The following is a 16,496-nucleotide window of genomic DNA, read 5'->3' as shown; positions in this document are numbered from 1 at the left end:
AAATAGGTCAGGGCGAAGAAAATAAAGAGGGTAACGATGATCTGCAATAGGCGGTTGGCAATATATTTGAGCATCCCAACTCCTCAAAAGGTTTTTGAAGGAAGGATTTGAGTATCTTATCATGTTTTTTGAGATATGTCAGCCGAGGGTGAGGTAACAAATGTCCAATAATGAGGAGGATTTTTGACCCCTAAAACATCCCTTCTTACATCCAAGAGACAAAACGAGAGGTTGAGGGAGTGTCCCTCAACCTCTCGTTGTTCGCAGATGATGTTACTGCGCGGCCGGCTTGGCCAGGGTGGGCGCACCGTAGAGCCCGGAGCCGATGCCATCCAGCACCTCGGTGTAGGGGTATTCGAGGTTGCGGAAGGCGTCGTAAATCGGGTTGGTGAAGAGGGTGATGTAGGGCAATTCTGTGGCCAGGATGTTCTGGATCTCAAATGCCAACTCTTTGGCTTTGTTGATGTCGGTCTCGAGCAAGAAGGCATCGCACTTCTCTTTCAGCGCCGTGCTCTCATACCCGTAGGGGTTGGTAGGCACACCGCTGTCGAAGAAGGTGCAGATGTAATCCGGATAGATGCTCAAGCCCCAGCCCAGGATGAACATATCGTAATCGCCCGTATCATAGACGGCGGAGAGGATGTTGTTGAAGTTGGTCAATTCAGCGGTAGCCGGGATGCCCAACTGGCGCATCCATTGCTCGATGTAAACACCCGCGGTCGCGCGCAAGGGGTCATACCCCGCGGAGGGCGCCAGCAATTTGACCTCGGGGAATTTCTCGCCATTGGGCAGTTTCAAGCCCTGGCCGTACTCCACCGAACCGCCACGGGCTTCGTTCCAAGAGGGTTCCTTCTCCCAGGTGAAGCCGGCGTCTTTCAGGATCTGCACCGCCTTCTCCATACGGGTCTTGGTATCATCGCCGACGCACCACTTCGGCACATCAGGATTATGCCAGAAACCATTGCCCTCGGGTACCAGTGTGTAAACCGGCAGTACTGCACCCTGAAGGACGCGCTGGGCCAGGAAGTCGAGATCAATCATGCAGGCGATCGCTTGGCGCAACGCCTTGCCCGCCTCACCCTTGAAGTAAGAGCGGTTCTGGTTGAAGGCTAAGTAGCGGAAGCCGTTCTGCTTGTTCTCGACAATGGTAATGTTGGGGTCTTCCTTCAATTGATCTACAAAACCTTGCTGCAAACCGCTGGGGTTGAGCAGGAAGTCCACGTCGTTGTTACGCAACGCCAGCACCGCCGCATCGGGGTTGCCGTAGAGCGTATAGAGCGCGCTATCGAAGTAGGGGCCACTCTTGTACTCGAGGACTTTCTCGCCCTCGGGGGTGCCGTAGGCGGTGAATTCGTAGGAACCGTCTTCTTTATACTCACGGTAAGCGCCGTTGGCGTATTCTTCCACCACCGTGCCAATGAAGAAGTTCTTCTCGTTGACGCGGTTCTCGGCAAAGGCGCCCACTTCCCACTTCTCCAAGCGCCAAGCGCCAAAGGTGGGCTCGCCCTCGTTATCCAATTTATGCAGGATATCCACCGCTTCTTTGAGTTTGGCATCCAGTTCGCCCTTCTTGGCGTCCAATTCTTCCTTGGTCGCGGTGCCTTCCTTGACCGCTTTCTCCAGGTCGGCCACCTGCTGCTCAAGCGCTTTGTACTCGTCGCTGTTCACGATGGCCAGGGCATCGGCAATCTTGGGCTCCCAGTAAGCCTTATTGACAAAGGGCGACTGTAAGACGCCGTACTGCCACAGGGAAAGGCCGGGGATGGTGTTATAGTAGAACTTCACCGTCAACGGATCCACCGCCTCAACCTTGACCAGGTAGTCGGGATTATAGCCGGACTGCCAGTTGAGGCCGAGTTTGAATTTGAGGACGGTGTTGGCAGTGAAAGCGACATCCTCTGCGGTCACCGGGCTACCATCGCTCCACACCAGCCCATCCTTGAGTTTGACCGTGGCAACGTAGAGGTCACCTTCCTGGGTGAACTCGCTGGGGAAATCGGCCGCGACCGCGGGGATAAAGTCATAGCGCTGATCCGAGAGGGAGAACAGCGTTGGCCAGTGATAGATTTGCACCACGTAGTTCCAATAGGAAGCACCGACATCATCAAAGAGCGCCCAGACATTGGTGGTGGTCATGTCCTCCAGGGTGGCGAAGCGAATGACCGGGGCGCGCTCGGTCGTGGGCTGAGTGGGTTGCTCCGCCGGAGGTTGGGTGGGTTGCTCCTGCGCGGGGGGTTGCGTGGCTTCGGCCGGGGGTTGGGTCGGCGTGGCCTGAGCGCACGCAGCCAGCACCATGCTCGCGATCAGAAGCACGCTGAACACGAACAATAGGTGGCGTTTCATAACTCTCCTCCTTTATATCAAAAATGTGGGGGGTTTAAAAACGACGTGGGGAGGCCTTGGATTGTCCTCTCTCGACAGCCACCCGGTTCTGACCCTCCATTTTATTCGGGCAACGAGCCGGTGATTGCCAGTCTCTCATGACCTCTCCAGCCTCCAGCCTACCCATACGACTATGGGCAAAAAAAGTATAGCATAAGGGGAAAAAGTGCGTCAAGTCAATTCCCAAGTAAGACGTATTATCTCCGGATTTTCAGGTGGAGAATAAACCGCGCAACCCCTGCCAGCGCAACGGGGCCCCAGGTGCAGCCCAAAGGCTCTGCAACTCCCCTAACGCCGCCAGAGCGTGCAAGCGCTCATCCGCGGTCAGGGGCAAGGCGGCAAACTCAGCCTCGTCCAGCACCTTCTGTTGCCCATCAGGATAAACCAGCAGGTCCAGCGCTAGGTCAACATAGGCAATGGCCTCAACACTGATCTCCGCCGGGCAGGTGATGTTGGCGTACCAGGCCTTGAGCGCATCGGTATCACGGTCGTGGATTTCGAAGAGGTTATACCAGCGGTCACTGAAATAGGCTTCGAGAAAGCGATCTCCCGGGCGCAGAACAACGCCGAAAAAAGGCATTTCTTCACGGTCGAAAAAAGCCTCCACCAGTGCCCCTCGAGGATAACGCGCAACCACCCGCCCGCGGTAGCGCCACATCTCACGCCCGGTCACGTCCTTTTTGATCACCCATACCCATTCATCGGCGCTCATGCCTCGGCCTCCAAAGGCAGGATGCCACTCGGATCCAGGCTGAGGGTTAGAGACGTGCCGGGTTGAACCGGCTGGTGCAGTGTAAAACTCAGGCGTACTCCATCCCGACAGCGCAATATCATACGATAACCCTCGCCACGGAAAACCACATCCTCCACTGTTCCTTCAACATGGTTGGGGCCAGCCTGTCCTGGTTCAACCCGGCGCGCGGCGTTCGGGCGCACCAGCGCTGTGACCCTCTGCCCTTCCTGCCAAGACGTGGCGGCGGCGTCGGATGCCACGTCCAGCACGCCCAGGGGGGTTTCCAGCCGTAAAGGCTGCCGGCTTTGCACCCGCGCCGGGAGCAAATTGGTCAGGCCGAGGAAGCGCGCCACCCACGGAGTAGCCGGGCGGGCATAGACGACATCCGGTGGGCCAGCCTGTACCACGCGCCCCTGGTGGAGCAGAATCAGGCGGTCGGCGATGGCAAAGGCTTCTTCCTGGTCATGGGTGACGTAAATCGTCGGGATGCCGCTTTCGTGCAATAGTGTGCGCAGAAACTCGCTCAATTGCTCGCGCAAGGCGCGGTCGAGTGCTCCCAGGGGCTCATCCAGCATCAGCAAGCGCGGGCGTGGTGCCAGGGCACGTGCCAGAGCCACCCGCTGTTGCTCCCCACCCGAGAGATCCGTCACGCGGCGGCGGGCAAACTCCCGCAGGTTGACCCGCGCCAGGGCATCCTCGACGCGCCGCGCGATTTCATCCCGCGGCAGGCCCCGCATGCGTAGGCCAAAAGCCACGTTTTCGGCCACGCTGCGGTGCGGGAAAAGAGCATAATCCTGAAACATCAACCCGAAGTGGCGCTGATGCACCGGCACGGCGGCCAGATCCTCTCCCTGCCACAGCACCTGTCCCTGCTCCGGCACCTCCAGCCCGGCGATAATGCGCAGTAACGTGCTCTTACCGCTCCCCGAGGGCCCCAGCAGGCACACCGTTTCACCGGGTCGCACCTCGAACGAAACCCCGCACAGCAGGGGCTGGCCCGCGTAGGATTTCCAAATCTCCCTTACCTCAAGCATGTCCTTAACCTCGCGCGAATCACATCGCCGCTAATCCTACCATAAACCGCCCACCGCGGCGATCCATTCCTGCCCATGATATAATTCCCCCTGCTAAAACAAAATAGCGCCGGAAGCAGCGCTGCAAGCCAGGTGAGGGTATTTCTCTGGTGCCGAAGGTGGGAGTCGAACCCACACCCCTTTCGGGACACGATTTTGAGTCGTGCGCGTCTGCCAGTTCCGCCACTTCGGCGTGCGTTGTTACTTAGTATAATGAGAACTCGGTTCAGGGTCAAGGGATATTGACATGCGCTTGGGAATCATCGGTTTACCTCAATCCGGAAAGACCACGATTTTTAACGCCCTCACCCGCGGTCATCAGCCCACCGGCCTCTCCGCCGGCAAGGTTGCCATGCATACCGCGGTTGTGGATGTGCCCGACCCGCGCGTGGATCGTCTGGCGGCGATGTTCAACCCCAAAAAGGTCATCTACGCCAAAGTGACCTACGTGGATATTGCCGGCATCGAGGGCACGCGCAGTCAGGGGGGACTGCCCGGGCCGCTACTCAATCAACTTACCCAGATGGACGGCTTCATCCAGGTGGCGCGCTGTTTTGAGGATGAGGCTATCCCGCACCCGCTGGGCAGCCTCGACCCCCAACGCGACATTGCGGTCATGGAGAGCGAATTCATTCTCAATGACCTGATCGCGGTGGAGCGTAAATTAGAGCGGTTAAATGAAGAACGGCGCAAGGGCGCGCGGGATAAGGCTAGCCTGGAACGCGAGGTGGCCCTCTTCGAACGGCTGCACCAGGCCCTGAGCACCGAAACCCCGCTCCGCGACCTTGACCTCAGCGCCGAGGATGAACACCTGCTGGCGGGGTTCGGCTTTCTCACCCGCAAACCCATGCTAATCGTGCTCAACCTGGCCGAAGGACAAACGCCACCCACGGTCTCGTATCCCCACCGACGCAGTCAGGTGGTGGCGCTGCAGGGCAAGTTGGAGATGGACCTGGCTCAGTTACCCCCGGACGAGGCGGCAGAATTCATGCAGGCATATGGTTTGAGCGAGCCCGGGCTCAATAAGGTCATTCGTCTTTCCTATGAGTTGCTGGGGGTGCAGTCGTTCTTCACCGTAGGTCCGGATGAAGTGCGCGCCTGGACGGTGCGCCGTGGCGCCACCGCTCCCGAAGCCGCAGGCGAAATCCATACCGACATGCAGAAGGGCTTCATCCGTGCCGAAGTGATCAGTTTTGACGATCTGGTTGCCCTGGGAGGTATGAGCGAAGCGCGGGCGAAGGGAAAACTGCGCCTGGAAGGCAAGGAGTACGTGGTGCAGGACGGCGACATCCTGACGATAAGGTTTAGCGGTTAGAGAGATAACTGAAGGATCGCTCAAGGGCACGACACCCCTGAACGATCCTTCCCGTGCTAAAGCGCGGCACCCCCTGTTCACCGCGCGCCAGATGTCTTCCCCGGCTCAGGGCCACCAATCTTCACGCCGCCGCCGTTCCACATGGCGTTGTTGTAACAGCCGCTTGCGTTCGTCTTCTTCCAGCCCCTCTTCGATGCGCTGCACAAACTGCTCATACTCGGTGCGGGTCTGTGCATCCATGGCTGGTCTTACCTGGCTGAAGCGGCTCAGGATGGAACTCCGAGCTTCATGCCGCCGTCCCTCGCGCTCCAAGCGCAGTGCTTCCAGGCTGGCATCAGCCAGGGCCACCTTGGCATAACGCGCCAGTAAATCCTGGTTGACCGCCGCCGCGGCTACTTCATCCTGACTCACATAGGTAAACGTGCGCTCCGCCCGGGCTTCCAGAACGCCGTTCGCTTCATCCCGCGCCCGCACTAGGAAGGTGAGCGTAAGGTCCTTAGCCTCGGCATCCGGCGGCGTGGTGACCTCCAGATAGAGTTCCTGCGAGCGCTTCTCCGCCAAAGCACCGACGGCCAGACGCAGACGTCCATCTTCAAGGGTGTACCGCCAGCCGCCACACACATTGACCGTCACCCCTTTGGGTATGTCCACCGTGAGTTCAACCTCGCGCGCAGTGATCGTGATCAATTCTTTAAACTCACGGGCAAAGATGCTCGGGATATCCTGCGGCGTCTCAATGAAATGGAAGTTGCCATCCCCTTCCGTCGCCATGCGCTCCAGCAAATGCTCGTCGAAGTCCAGCCCAACCCCAAAGGTAGAGGTGGGTATCCCGCGCCGCGCCAGTTCGCGCGCATGATGCGTCAACGCCTCAGGATCCGTAATGCCCACATTAGCCAGGCCGTCGGTCAGCAAGAGGACGCGGTTAAGGTGTGCCGTGGTTGCGGCTTTAGCGGCCAGTTCGCACCCGGCCAGCCAGCCCCCGAAAAGGTCGGTAAAGCCCCCGCATTCCACTTGCCGGATGGCATCCAGCAGATGCTGACGGTGCGCGGGGGTCAGTGGGAGGCCGGGGCTGAGGATGTCAACTCGATCGTGATAAACCACAAACGCCAATTGATCGGTCTCCTCCAGGGTTCCAACCAGATACATCGCAGCCTGCTTGACGTAACGCAATTTTTCCCCGCTCATGGAGCCACTGCGGTCGAGCACCAGCGCCAGGTTTAACGGAATGCGTTGCCGGGTCTGGTGCGCATGCTCAGGGGCTGTAATGACGACTTCGACGACGCGGCGGGTTGGGGCTTCACGGGCAACAAGCATCTGATCGCCCTCAACATGCAAATGTAAAGGTGACTCAGACATGAGAACACTCCCCTTTCTGGTATTAAATTGAGTTAGACCGGTTTAGTTACTCCACACGAAACAGATGACGGGCAAACTCCAACAGTTGACGCACTCGCGAAACAAAGTGGTAGTCGCTGGATTCGCGGATGTGGATCTCCAGGCCCGGGACGATGGTGATGCGTTGCCAGCGGGCAAATTCATCCTCATCCGGCGCCAGCTCCTCCCGGCGCACCTTTCGCAACAATGCAGCGTGCGCCTCTTGGTAGGTTTGAGTTGAATCGGTCCTATCTTCCTCTCGGGTCACCCCCTTTTGCAAAGAACGAATGTAATCTAACGCACTCTGCCCTACTGGGCGACTTTCAGCCTCTTCCGACGGCGCCGCATAAGGGGTACGGGGCAAGGTCTCCAGCAGGGCACGGATTTCGGCACTGCTCAGCGAATTGACCAGGCGATGGATCTCCCGCAGGGGGAGAAAGGCCTCTTTGAGTTGGCGGATCAATTCCATCCGCTCAACGTGCTCATCGGTGTAGAGCCCGATGCGCCCCTCTTGCAGAGGTGGGGGAAGCAAGCCCTCCTCGATGTAAAAGCGGATCGTGCGCGGCGTAACCCCACAGCGTTCGGCCAGTTCATGAATCGTGTAGGTTCGTGCGCTCGAGTTTTCCATGGTTGTTCGTATTATAACAGTATTACGTAACGTTGTCAATAACCAATTTCTCAGTTTTACGTCATGGTGTCATAATTCCAAGGCGTAATACGAACAATTGTTCTATACCTATTGTCCATACGGCAAGGTCGTGGTAAAATCAAAACCAGAAAGCGTGGCTTCGGTGGTCATCCTGGAGTTGGCACGATAAAGGCGCGACCTTTTAACTGGGCTGATTTAATAACGTTATATCGCTACCGTCATCAGATAGCGTGTTTGGATAGCGTCCTGGCGCTGACGCGTGGCCGGCCGCTGGGATTCTGGGTCGTTTTGCGCCACCTGCGCCTGGAAGAGAACGCCTTCACCGCGGTCTTGCAACCTGGCGAGGGCCACCCTAACCTGATTGGGCAGGCCAGTCTTCGCAATGACCACACCTTTGGTCAGGTCACTTTTGTCCTGCCCGCTGTGTCCCCAATGACGTTGGTGGCGCGCTTAATGGACGAACTGGCACGCCAGGTGGGGCAACAGGGTGGATTGGGACTGCTGGCCGCTGTTGAGGACGAAAGCCCACTTTTTGAGGGCCTGCGCCAGAGTGGGTTTGCGGTTTACGCCCGCCAGCGCGTCTGGCGGCTGGGCAATGTACCGCCCAACGACGAGCCTGCGGGCGAATGGTTGCCCCTCACCGCGCTGGATGAGTTCGCCATCCGCAGCCTCTATCAGGCGCTAACCCCGCCGCTGGTCCAGCGCGCCGAGCCGTTCGGGGCGCATGGGCTGGCCGGCATGGTCTATCAGCAGGGTGGCGAACTGCTGGGCTTCATGGAAGCCCATTTCGGCCCGCGGGGCATCTTGCTCTACCCGCTGTTCCACCCAGAAGTGCGCCAGCCGGCGGCAGCACTGCGCTCCTACTTGCGCGGCCTGCACTTCTCGCTCGGGCGCCCGGTATATGTGGCCGTGCGCTCTTACCAGGCCTGGTTGGAAGACGCCCTGCGCGACCTGGGTGGCGAAGCGGTGGTTCAACACGCCTTGTTGGTGCGCCACCTGACCTTAGCCCAGCGCGCGCCGATCTTAGCGCCGGCCACAGCCAGCCGCGATAACCGTCAGCCGGCGCTGATGGGCCCCCTGCCGGAAGAAACGCGCCCCCTTCCGGCCCGGGTCGTTTTACCTGAGGGCGCCGTAACGCATGAATCCTATTACAATTGAGTTGCAACCTTGGAACGATTAACAGGTGATGAAGGACTATGACACAACTGCGAATTACCGATGACTTGCAAGCCTTGCTGGATGTCCTGCCGCCGCGGGTTGCCGAAGCCGTGGTGCGCGAGGATGACAGCGACAACTTACTGGAGATCATTCTCGACCTCGGGCGGCCGCCCATGGCCCGCTTTGTGGACCGTGAGGTCGTTCTGTTGGAGCAAGAGGTCACCCACGACGACATCCAAACCGTGGTCTCACGGGTGGGTGAGTTCGATGCCGATAACCGCGCCGGCCTTGAGCGCACCTTGCACCGCATCTCGGCCATCCGCAATCGCAAAGGGCACATTGTAGGCCTGACCTGCCGCGTGGGCCGCGCCGTCTACGGCACCATTGATATCATCCAGGACCTCATCGAGTCGGGCAAGAGCATCCTGCTCCTGGGGCGTCCGGGCGTGGGCAAGACCACTATGCTGCGCGAAGCAGCGCGCATCCTGGCCGAGAAGACCCGCGTAGTGATTGTAGATACCTCGAACGAAATCGGGGGCGATGGTGACGTGCCACATCCGGCCGTGGGTAAGGCGCGCCGCATGCAGGTGCCCACACCCTCGCTGCAACACGAGGTGATGATCGAGGCGGTGGAAAACCACAACCCCGAGGTCATCATCATTGACGAGATCGGGCGCGAACTGGAGGCTCAGGCCGCCCGCACCATTGCCGAGCGCGGGGTGCAATTGGTGGCTACTGCCCACGGGCGCACGCTGGAAAACCTGCTGCTCAACCCCACCCTCTCCGACCTGGTGGGTGGAGTGGAGTCGGTGACGCTTTCAGACGAAGAAGCACGCCGCCGGGGGACGCAGAAAACGGTGCTGGAACGCCGCTCGCCACCCACGTTTGACGTGCTGGTCGAGATTCAGGAACGTAACCGCTTACACGTGCACCCGGACGTGGCCGCCGCAGTGGATGCACTGCTGCGGGGTTACCCCATCCCGCCGGAGATTCGCTACCGCGACGAAAACGGCGAGATCCATATCGAACGCCCGGCGGCACCGGCCATGCCACGCCCCTTGCCGAGCGGGTTGCGCCGTGCCTTCGGCAACGCCACCGACTACGCCCCTGCCACCGGGCGCAGCTCGCGCCCCCCGGCCCAACCCGCCCCAACACCGGCGCCCGAGTATGAGCCGAGTCCCGCCACACCCCCGGCACCGCTGCCCACCATTCGCATTTACCCCTATGGCGTGGCCCGTAACCGTCTGCTGCAGGCGGCCAAACGCCTTGGGGTGCCGGTCATCGTCGTCCCTACCCTGGAAGAGGCGGATGTGCTGATGACCCTACGTACCTACTACCGCTCGCGCCAACAGCCGGTGATCATCGCCGAGGAACGTCAGATGCCCATTTATGTCTTGCGGGCCAACACCATTAACCAAATGGAGCAATCGCTGGTGGAAATGTTCAACCTGACCCCGGAAAACACGCCGGCGGAGTGGGAGGTCATCGCCGCCCAGACCCAAATCGCCATCCAAAGCGTCTTGAACGGCCAGCGCTATGTGGACCTGCCCCCGGCCTCAGCAGAGGTGCGCCGCTTTCAGCATCAAATGGCCCGGCAGTATAACCTAGTCTCGCATTCCTACGGCAAAGAACCCAATCGCCGCGTGCGCATCTTCCGCGATTGAGTCCGCCCACGCGTTCTGATCGGGAGCATTCGACCGTGTTCATCACCCTCGAAGGGCCGGAAGGCAGTGGCAAGACCACCCAGGCACGCGAACTGGCTGAGTTTTTACGCCAGCAGGGCTACGCCGTGCTCACCACGCGCGAGCCGGGTGGCACCAGCATCGGCGACCAGGTGCGGGCGATCCTGACCGATCTGCAAAATGCGGCCATGCATCCCCGCACCGAAATTTTGCTCTTTTTAGCCGCGCGGGCACAGTTGGTTGAGGAAGTAATCCGTCCCGCCCTGGCGCAGGGAACGCTGGTGCTGTGTGATCGCTACGCCGATTCCACCCTGGCCTACCAGGGATATGGGCATGGCGTCTCCCTTGAGATCTTGCGCACCCTGCTGGCCTTTGCCACCGGCGGCCTGATCCCCGACCTCACCTTTCTGTTGGACATAGACCCCGAAGTCGGTCTGCAGCGGCGGCGCAGTGCCGGGCAGTGGAACCGCCTGGACGCCTACGATCTGGATTTTCACCGCCGGGTACGCCAGGGCTACCTGGAACTGGCGCGCCAGGAACCCCAGCGCTGGATCATCGTCGATGCCTCGCAGCCATTGGCGGTGGTACAATCTACCTTACGCCACGTGGTGCTAGAACGCCTGCAGCACCCCACCGCTTCGGCAAGCCTGACGGAAAGAAAGGACTCCGCTGCATGAAGAACGTTCTCTGGTTGTCAATCCTTGCGCTTATCCTCAGCGCGTGTGCCCCGGCCACCCCGGCACCAACCGCCACACCGACCCCCGCCCCGACCGAAGCCGCTCCACCCACCGAGTGCCGGGTGGTAGATCTGTTCCCAAGCCCTAAGAATCCGGCTGATCTGAAACTCCCCCCCATCAGCAAGGATGACCACCGACGCGGCGCCGATCACGCCCGGGTGAGCATCCTGGAGTACAGCGATTTCCAATGCCCGTATTGCGGCCTGGCAACGGGCTTTCTCAAAGATTTTGAAACTCAGCATCCTGAGGAAGTTCGGGTTGTTTTTCGCCACTTTCCGCTGAATTCGCACGACAAAGCCCAACTGGCGGCGCAGGTCGCCGAGGCGGCGGCTTTGCAGGGCAAGTTCTGGGAGATGCACGACCTGCTCTTTGAACAGCAGCAATCCTGGGCCACCCAGACCCCGAACGAGTTTGAAACCTGGGTGCTCCAACAGGCGGCCACACTAGGATTGGATGTCCAGCGCTTGGCGAAGGACATGAAGAGCACGGCCATTGTGGATAAAGTCAAGCAAGCCTATCAAGCGGCGCTGGATCTCGGGCTCAGCGGCACGCCCTCGCTATTCATCTTCCTCGATGACCAACTGATCTTCACCCCCACCGACCGCGTGCCTTACGATACCCAAACGCTCAATCTCATTCTCGACTTGCACAAATTGCGCGATCGTCAGTACAAGCAATGTCCGCCCATGGTCATCAACCCGAGCAAGCAATACACCGCTACGCTTAAGACCGAAAAAGGCGATATCGTCATTCGCCTCTACGCCGATAAAGCGCCCTTCACCGTCAACAACTTTGTCTTCCTGGCGCGCAACGGTTGGTACAACAACATCACCTTCCATCGCGTGATTCCCGACTTCGTCGCCCAAACCGGCGACCCTACCGGCACCGGGCTGGGCGGGCCCGGTTATCAATTCCCGGATGAGATTGATCCCAATCTCAAATATGACCGGCCGGGCGTGGTCGGTATGGCCAACGCCGGCCCCAACACCAACGGCAGCCAATTTTTCATCACCTATCAGGCGCTACCCAACCTGGATGGCAACTACACCATCTTCGGCGAGGTGATTGCGGGGATGGAGGTCCTCAAAGCACTCACCCCGCGCGACCCCGATCAAAGTCAGGGCCCACTCCCCTCCGGGGATAAAATCCTCAGTGTGACCATCACCGAGCAATGACCGATTCGCCTTCACCGTCTTCAATGCCCTCGTCCTGGCAAAGCGTGCTTTTTCTCATCTTCAGCAGCCTTGGGGTTCTGTTGGGGCTGGGCGGAGCCGCTGTGCTGGCGTTTTTGGGTCTCCTGGCGCTGGCAGCCGGTGAAACTGAGGGCGTGCAACAAGCCACCGGCGCCATAAGTCTAGCCGCCGCGGCGCTCCTGGTCGCCGTGGTGTGCCTGCCCGGGGTGATGCACTCCTATCGGGCTTGGCGCGGACAGCCCCACCCCATGCGCTCGCTAGGGCGCTGGTTGCCTGCCCTGACCCTGGGCATGCTCCTGTGGCCGCTGCTGGTCACCTTTTACAGCGCCCTGGAAAAGGTTGCCGTTGCCTGGTTGCTCTTGCCCCCCCTGCTTTTGGTAGGGGCGCTGGTGCCCTTGCTGTGGTTTTTGCACCTCGGGGCTCACGGACTGGCTCTGGAGTGGGAAAGCGATTGGTGGGGTACGATCAGCACCAGCCTGGTGGTGACCATGCCGCTGATCCTGATCGTGGAGGTGGGCCTGTTTATGATCTTGGGCCTGATGGCTATGGCCTGGATTGCTGCACAGCCCGACCTGGCACAGCAGTTACAGGAGCTACTCTCCACCCTGGAGACGGTAGATCCACGCGTTTTGGAAGCCTACCTTCAGGATCTCTTCGCCCAGCCCGGCGTCATCACGCTGACCCTACTCCTGGTGGCAGGGGCGATCCCGCTGATTGAGGAACTGCTCAAACCGCTGGCGTTGTGGACGTTTGTGGGACGCAAGATCACCCCAGCCCAGGGATTTCTGCTCGGTGTGTTGTCCGGGGCCTGCTTTGCCCTGCTGGAAAACCTTAGCGCCCTCAGCGGCATCGCCGGGATGGGTAGCCTGCCCACCCTGATCGGGCGCCTGGGCACTGGCCTGCTCCACATGACCACGACCGGGCTGGTGGGCTGGGCATTAGCCGCCGCCTGGCAGGGTGGCAGCCTCTGGCGCGTCGTCAGCGCCTACCTGCTGGCCGTGGCTTTGCACAGTCTGTGGAATACGTTTGGCTTGCTGCTGGGCATCGGCACCCTGTTCCCGCTCCCAGAGAGCACAGCCTCGCCTCTGGCTCACCTGAGCAACTTAGCCCCGCTTATCTTGGGGCTGTTGGGCATGCTTAATTTGATCTTCATTGTGGCGGCTAACCGTTACTTGCGCCGCTCTGCCACCCCCTCGACGGCATCCGCATCGCCGCCGAAGGGTTGAAATCTCACCTGGAAGGTGCACCGTGGACTGGATTTCCTTCGGCATTGATCTGATCCTGCATTTGGATCGCTACCTTGACCTGATTATCCGCAGTTTTGGCTTGTGGACGTATTTGATTTTGTTCATTGTGATCTTTATCGAAACCGGGCTGGTGGTCACGCCGTTTCTCCCCGGTGATTCGCTCCTGTTTGCCGCCGGGGCCTTTGCCGCCAAGGGATCGTTCAACATCTCACTACTTTTCTTCATGCTCTGGCTGGCAGCCGTTCTGGGCGACACGGCCAACTACTGGATTGGCCACTACGTCGGCCCACGCGTCTTCCGCGAGAACGTGCGCTGGCTCAAGCGCGAATACCTGGAACGCACCCAGGCCTTTTATGACAAGCATGGTGGCAAAACCATCTTCCTGGCGCGCTTCATCCCCATCATCCGCACCTTTGCCCCGTTTGTAGCCGGGATCGGTCAGATGCGCTATGGTTATTTCATCACCTATAACATCATTGGGGGCCTGGTCTGGACGGCCTTGTTTATCTTCGGGGGCTATTTCTTCGGCAACCTGCCGTTTGTGAAGGATAACTTTTCTTTCATCATTATCGCCATCATCCTGATTTCGGTGCTGCCGGCGGTAATCGAAGCATTGCGCAACCGACGGGCAACTGTTCCAGCGGCTCAACCGAAAACCTCGGTGGAACAATAGGGTTATATTTAAGCAATGGAACAATCTCTTCAACATTCGGCTCAACCAATCATGACCCGCGAGCAGTTACAAGCCCTACTGCGCTTTCTGTACAAACACCTCACCCGCACCGAGTTCATCGGCCTGGAACATCTGCCCCGCGAGGGCGGGGTTCTGGTGGTGACCAACCACATCAGTCGCCTGGACGTGCCTCTGCTGTTCATCAACCCGGTGCGTCCGGATATCACCGCCCTAGTGGCCGATAAGTATCTGCGTTACCCGCTCTTTCGCTTCATGGTCGAGGTAGCCGAGGCGATCTGGATTGACCGTTCCAAAGCCGACTTCACCGCGCTTAAACAAGCTGTGGAGGTCCTACGTTCGGGGCGTGCCCTGGGCGTTGCGCCGGAGGGCACGCGCAGTTCGACCGGCAAACTCTTGGAAGGCAAAGCTGGCACGGTGCTGATCGCCCAAAAAGCCAACGTGCCCATTGTACCGGTCGGATTGGCCGGCACCGAAAAGGCGCTCAAGAGCCTGCTGACTCTGCGCCGCGGCAAGATCACTGCCCGCTTTGGCCCCGCCTTCCGCCTGCCACCGCTCAATCCGGCTAATCGCCAGGAAGACCTGCGCCGCCAGACGGACGAGATCATGTGCCGCATCGCGGTCTTGTTGCCCGAAAGTTATCGCGGCTACTACGCCGACCACCCACGGGTCAAAGAACTGGAAGCCGAGGGCAACCCACCCCCACCTCAAGAGATCGTGCGGTTGTAATCCCGGCGGGGAAACCCTCTCGCCCTACCCCGTCTGCCCCGACCCACCGGCGCGCCGTATTGGAAGCACTGCTGGTCACCTTCTTATGGTCCACCTCATGGGTCTTAATTAAACTGGGGCTCCGGGCGGAACTCCCTTCCCTGACCTTTGCCGGATTGCGCTATTGCCTGGCCTTTCTCTGTCTCTTGCCCTGGCTGTTAATCTCGCCCCAACACCGGGCCACCCTGGGCACCTTCTCCTATCGCGATTAGGCGCAGTTATTGCTCTACGGGATGGTCTTCTACGCCCTGGCGCAGGGCGCGCAATTTTTCAGTCTGGGGCTACTCCCTTCGGCTACCGTCTCGTTGATGCTGAACCTTTCGCCCTTAGCCGTCGCCGCGCTGGCCGCCACATTGACCCGCGAACGCCCCAGCGGGTGGCAGTGGATAGGCATCGGGCTTTCCATGGGCGGGACATTGCTTTACTTCCTGCCCCTCAATCTCGGCGGCGCGAAAGCAATGGGGCTACTGGTGGCTTTGATGGGGATGCTGGCAAATGCATTGTCTTCATTGCTGGGGCGGGTGATCAACTCGCTCCGCAGCCTCTCTCCTCTGCTCGTGACCACCCTCAGCATGGGCTTGGGATCCTGGTCACTACTGGCGGCCGGGCTGCTCTGGCAAGGATCGGCCTCCCTGGGGCTGGTTCAGTGGGCGATCATCACCTGGTTGGCGGTGGTCAATACCGCCGTTGCCTTCACCCTCTGGGACCATACCCTGCAAACGCTGAGCGCGGTGGAATCCAGCCTGATGGCTAATACCATGTTGCCCCAAATTGTACTCCTGACCTGGCTCTTCCTGGGCGAAGGGGTGGACCTGAAAGGAGTGATCGGGCTGATTTTGGTGACCTTAGGGGTGGCGCTGGTGCAATGGCCGCTTCCATCCCGCACGGTTAAACGTCCCTTCTCGCCAATCACCTCGGATTAGTGCAAGGTGAGCGCACAGCCATAGGCCAGCGTTTCTTTGATCTCGGGAGCACGCCCGGCCAGCAGCGCCCGCACAGTCTCATCCACATAGGAACGAGTAGGCGTGCGCTGACGGAAGGTGACATCATCGAACGCGCCCTGGTACCGCAGGATGCCCTCGGCATCAATAACAAAGAAATGCGGTGTGGTTTGCACCTGGTAGGCTTTGGCCACTTGCTGGGCAGCATCTTGCAACACCAGCGGCAGCCCGCGTTCTTGTGCCGCCTGCCGCAATTGGTCCGGGGTCTCTTCCAAAACGGAGGCAATCGGCAACAGCACAACCTGCTCACCCCACCTGGCAGCATGCGCCATCACGTGGGGATCGGTGCGCTGGCACCAGGCGCATTCCGCGGACCAGAAATACAGCACGACAATTTTGCCGCGCAGGCTCTCTAACGACCACTGCCGACCTTCCAGGTCGGGCAACGAGAATAACGGTGCTGGATAATCCAGGGCAATCGTGGGTGTCATGGTTCGTAGCCCTCCCATTCAGTCCAACGACCGAAGCAAGGTTCCTTCAGAGTGGTAAAATT

At 59.7% G+C, this 16,496-nt stretch carries 15 protein-coding genes, 1 tRNA gene and 1 pseudogene; 10 read left to right on the top strand and 7 right to left on the bottom strand.

The window, feature by feature from the left end; all coding sequences use genetic code 11:
* Nucleotides 1–273: 273 nt before the first annotated feature.
* The 4 genes from AC01YT_RS12210 to AC01YT_RS12195 all read right to left on the bottom strand — a co-directional run bounded on the left by AC01YT_RS12210 (nt 274) and on the right by AC01YT_RS12195 (nt 4,381).
* Nucleotides 274–2,343 carry an ABC transporter substrate-binding protein gene (locus tag AC01YT_RS12210; protein WP_476675793.1) on the bottom strand — a complete coding sequence of 690 codons (2,070 nt, stop codon included), beginning with the start codon at nt 2,341–2,343 and terminating at the stop codon, nt 274–276.
* 250 nt (nt 2,344–2,593) lie between these two features.
* Complete coding sequence (locus tag AC01YT_RS12205) at nt 2,594–3,094, bottom strand: ribonuclease FAU-1 family protein (protein ID WP_476675791.1); 501 nt, start codon at nt 3,092–3,094, stop codon at nt 2,594–2,596.
* Nucleotides 3,091–4,149 carry an ABC transporter ATP-binding protein gene (locus AC01YT_RS12200; RefSeq protein ID WP_476675789.1) on the bottom strand — a complete coding sequence of 353 codons (1,059 nt, stop codon included), beginning with the start codon at nt 4,147–4,149 and terminating at the stop codon, nt 3,091–3,093. Before AC01YT_RS12200 ends, AC01YT_RS12205 begins: the two co-directional genes overlap by 4 nt.
* 147 nt (nt 4,150–4,296) lie before the next feature.
* Nucleotides 4,297–4,381, bottom strand: a tRNA-Leu gene (locus AC01YT_RS12195).
* Nucleotides 4,382–4,435: 54 nt separating this feature from the next.
* Here AC01YT_RS12195 and ychF point away from each other — a divergent pair.
* Nucleotides 4,436–5,503: a redox-regulated ATPase YchF gene (gene ychF / locus AC01YT_RS12190; protein ID WP_476675787.1), complete on the top strand. Its 1,068-nt coding sequence runs from the start codon at nt 4,436–4,438 to the stop codon at nt 5,501–5,503.
* A 105-nt stretch (nt 5,504–5,608) separates the two neighbouring features.
* Here the strand turns inward: ychF and AC01YT_RS12185 are convergent, their stop codons facing one another.
* Together AC01YT_RS12185 and AC01YT_RS12180 are read right to left on the bottom strand one after the other, a co-directional pair.
* Nucleotides 5,609–6,859 (bottom strand): vWA domain-containing protein, encoded by a 1,251-nt coding sequence (locus AC01YT_RS12185; protein ID WP_476675785.1) that lies wholly within the window; start codon nt 6,857–6,859, stop codon nt 5,609–5,611.
* Nucleotides 6,860–6,905: 46 nt separating this feature from the next.
* Nucleotides 6,906–7,505, bottom strand: coding sequence for a MerR family transcriptional regulator (locus AC01YT_RS12180; RefSeq protein ID WP_476675783.1), 600 nt, complete (start codon nt 7,503–7,505; stop codon nt 6,906–6,908).
* Nucleotides 7,506–7,760: 255 nt separating this feature from the next.
* Between AC01YT_RS12180 and AC01YT_RS12175 the strand changes: the two genes are divergently transcribed.
* The 9 genes and pseudogenes from AC01YT_RS12175 (at nt 7,761) to AC01YT_RS12135 (ending at nt 15,925) form a co-directional block, all read left to right on the top strand.
* Complete coding sequence (locus tag AC01YT_RS12175) at nt 7,761–8,684, top strand: hypothetical protein (RefSeq protein WP_476675781.1); 924 nt, start codon at nt 7,761–7,763, stop codon at nt 8,682–8,684.
* A gap of 38 nt (nt 8,685–8,722) precedes the next feature.
* Nucleotides 8,723–10,348, top strand: coding sequence for a R3H domain-containing nucleic acid-binding protein (locus tag AC01YT_RS12170; protein ID WP_476675779.1), 1,626 nt, complete (start codon nt 8,723–8,725; stop codon nt 10,346–10,348).
* 35 nt (nt 10,349–10,383) lie between these two features.
* On the top strand, nt 10,384–11,043 hold the full coding sequence (tmk, locus tag AC01YT_RS12165; RefSeq protein WP_476675777.1) for a dTMP kinase: 660 nt from the start codon (nt 10,384–10,386) through the stop codon (nt 11,041–11,043).
* The gene (locus AC01YT_RS12160; RefSeq protein WP_476675775.1) at nt 11,040–12,278 is read left to right on the top strand and encodes a peptidylprolyl isomerase; all 1,239 of its coding nucleotides are present in this window, start codon (nt 11,040–11,042) and stop codon (nt 12,276–12,278) included. Before tmk ends, AC01YT_RS12160 begins: the two co-directional genes overlap by 4 nt.
* On the top strand, nt 12,275–13,522 hold the full coding sequence (locus AC01YT_RS12155) for a PrsW family glutamic-type intramembrane protease (RefSeq protein ID WP_476675773.1): 1,248 nt from the start codon (nt 12,275–12,277) through the stop codon (nt 13,520–13,522). The genes AC01YT_RS12160 and AC01YT_RS12155 overlap by 4 nt, the downstream gene beginning before the upstream one ends.
* A gap of 22 nt (nt 13,523–13,544) precedes the next feature.
* On the top strand, nt 13,545–14,216 hold the full coding sequence (locus AC01YT_RS12150) for a DedA family protein (RefSeq protein ID WP_476675771.1): 672 nt from the start codon (nt 13,545–13,547) through the stop codon (nt 14,214–14,216).
* Between the two features lie 15 nt (nt 14,217–14,231).
* The gene (locus AC01YT_RS12145; RefSeq protein ID WP_476675769.1) at nt 14,232–14,963 is read left to right on the top strand and encodes a lysophospholipid acyltransferase family protein; all 732 of its coding nucleotides are present in this window, start codon (nt 14,232–14,234) and stop codon (nt 14,961–14,963) included.
* 59 nt (nt 14,964–15,022) lie between these two features.
* A pseudogene (locus tag AC01YT_RS12140) lies at nt 15,023–15,418 on the top strand (DMT family transporter); the annotation flags it as partial.
* Nucleotides 15,407–15,925, top strand: coding sequence for an EamA family transporter (locus tag AC01YT_RS12135; RefSeq protein ID WP_476675795.1), 519 nt, complete (start codon nt 15,407–15,409; stop codon nt 15,923–15,925). The pseudogene AC01YT_RS12140 and the gene AC01YT_RS12135, both read left to right, overlap by 12 nt.
* On the opposite strand, the gene AC01YT_RS12130 is transcribed toward AC01YT_RS12135, so the two are convergent.
* Entirely contained in the window at nt 15,922–16,434 is a 513-nt protein-coding gene (locus AC01YT_RS12130) for a redoxin domain-containing protein (RefSeq protein ID WP_424912825.1), read from the bottom strand. The two genes, AC01YT_RS12135 and AC01YT_RS12130, sit on opposite strands and share 4 nt — an antisense overlap.
* Between the last annotated feature and the right edge of the window lie 62 nt (nt 16,435–16,496).

Source organism: Thermanaerothrix sp., assembly GCF_056331585.1.
Note: the sequence above shows the minus strand (reverse complement) of the source record. Positions and strands in the feature narration are given on the sequence as shown.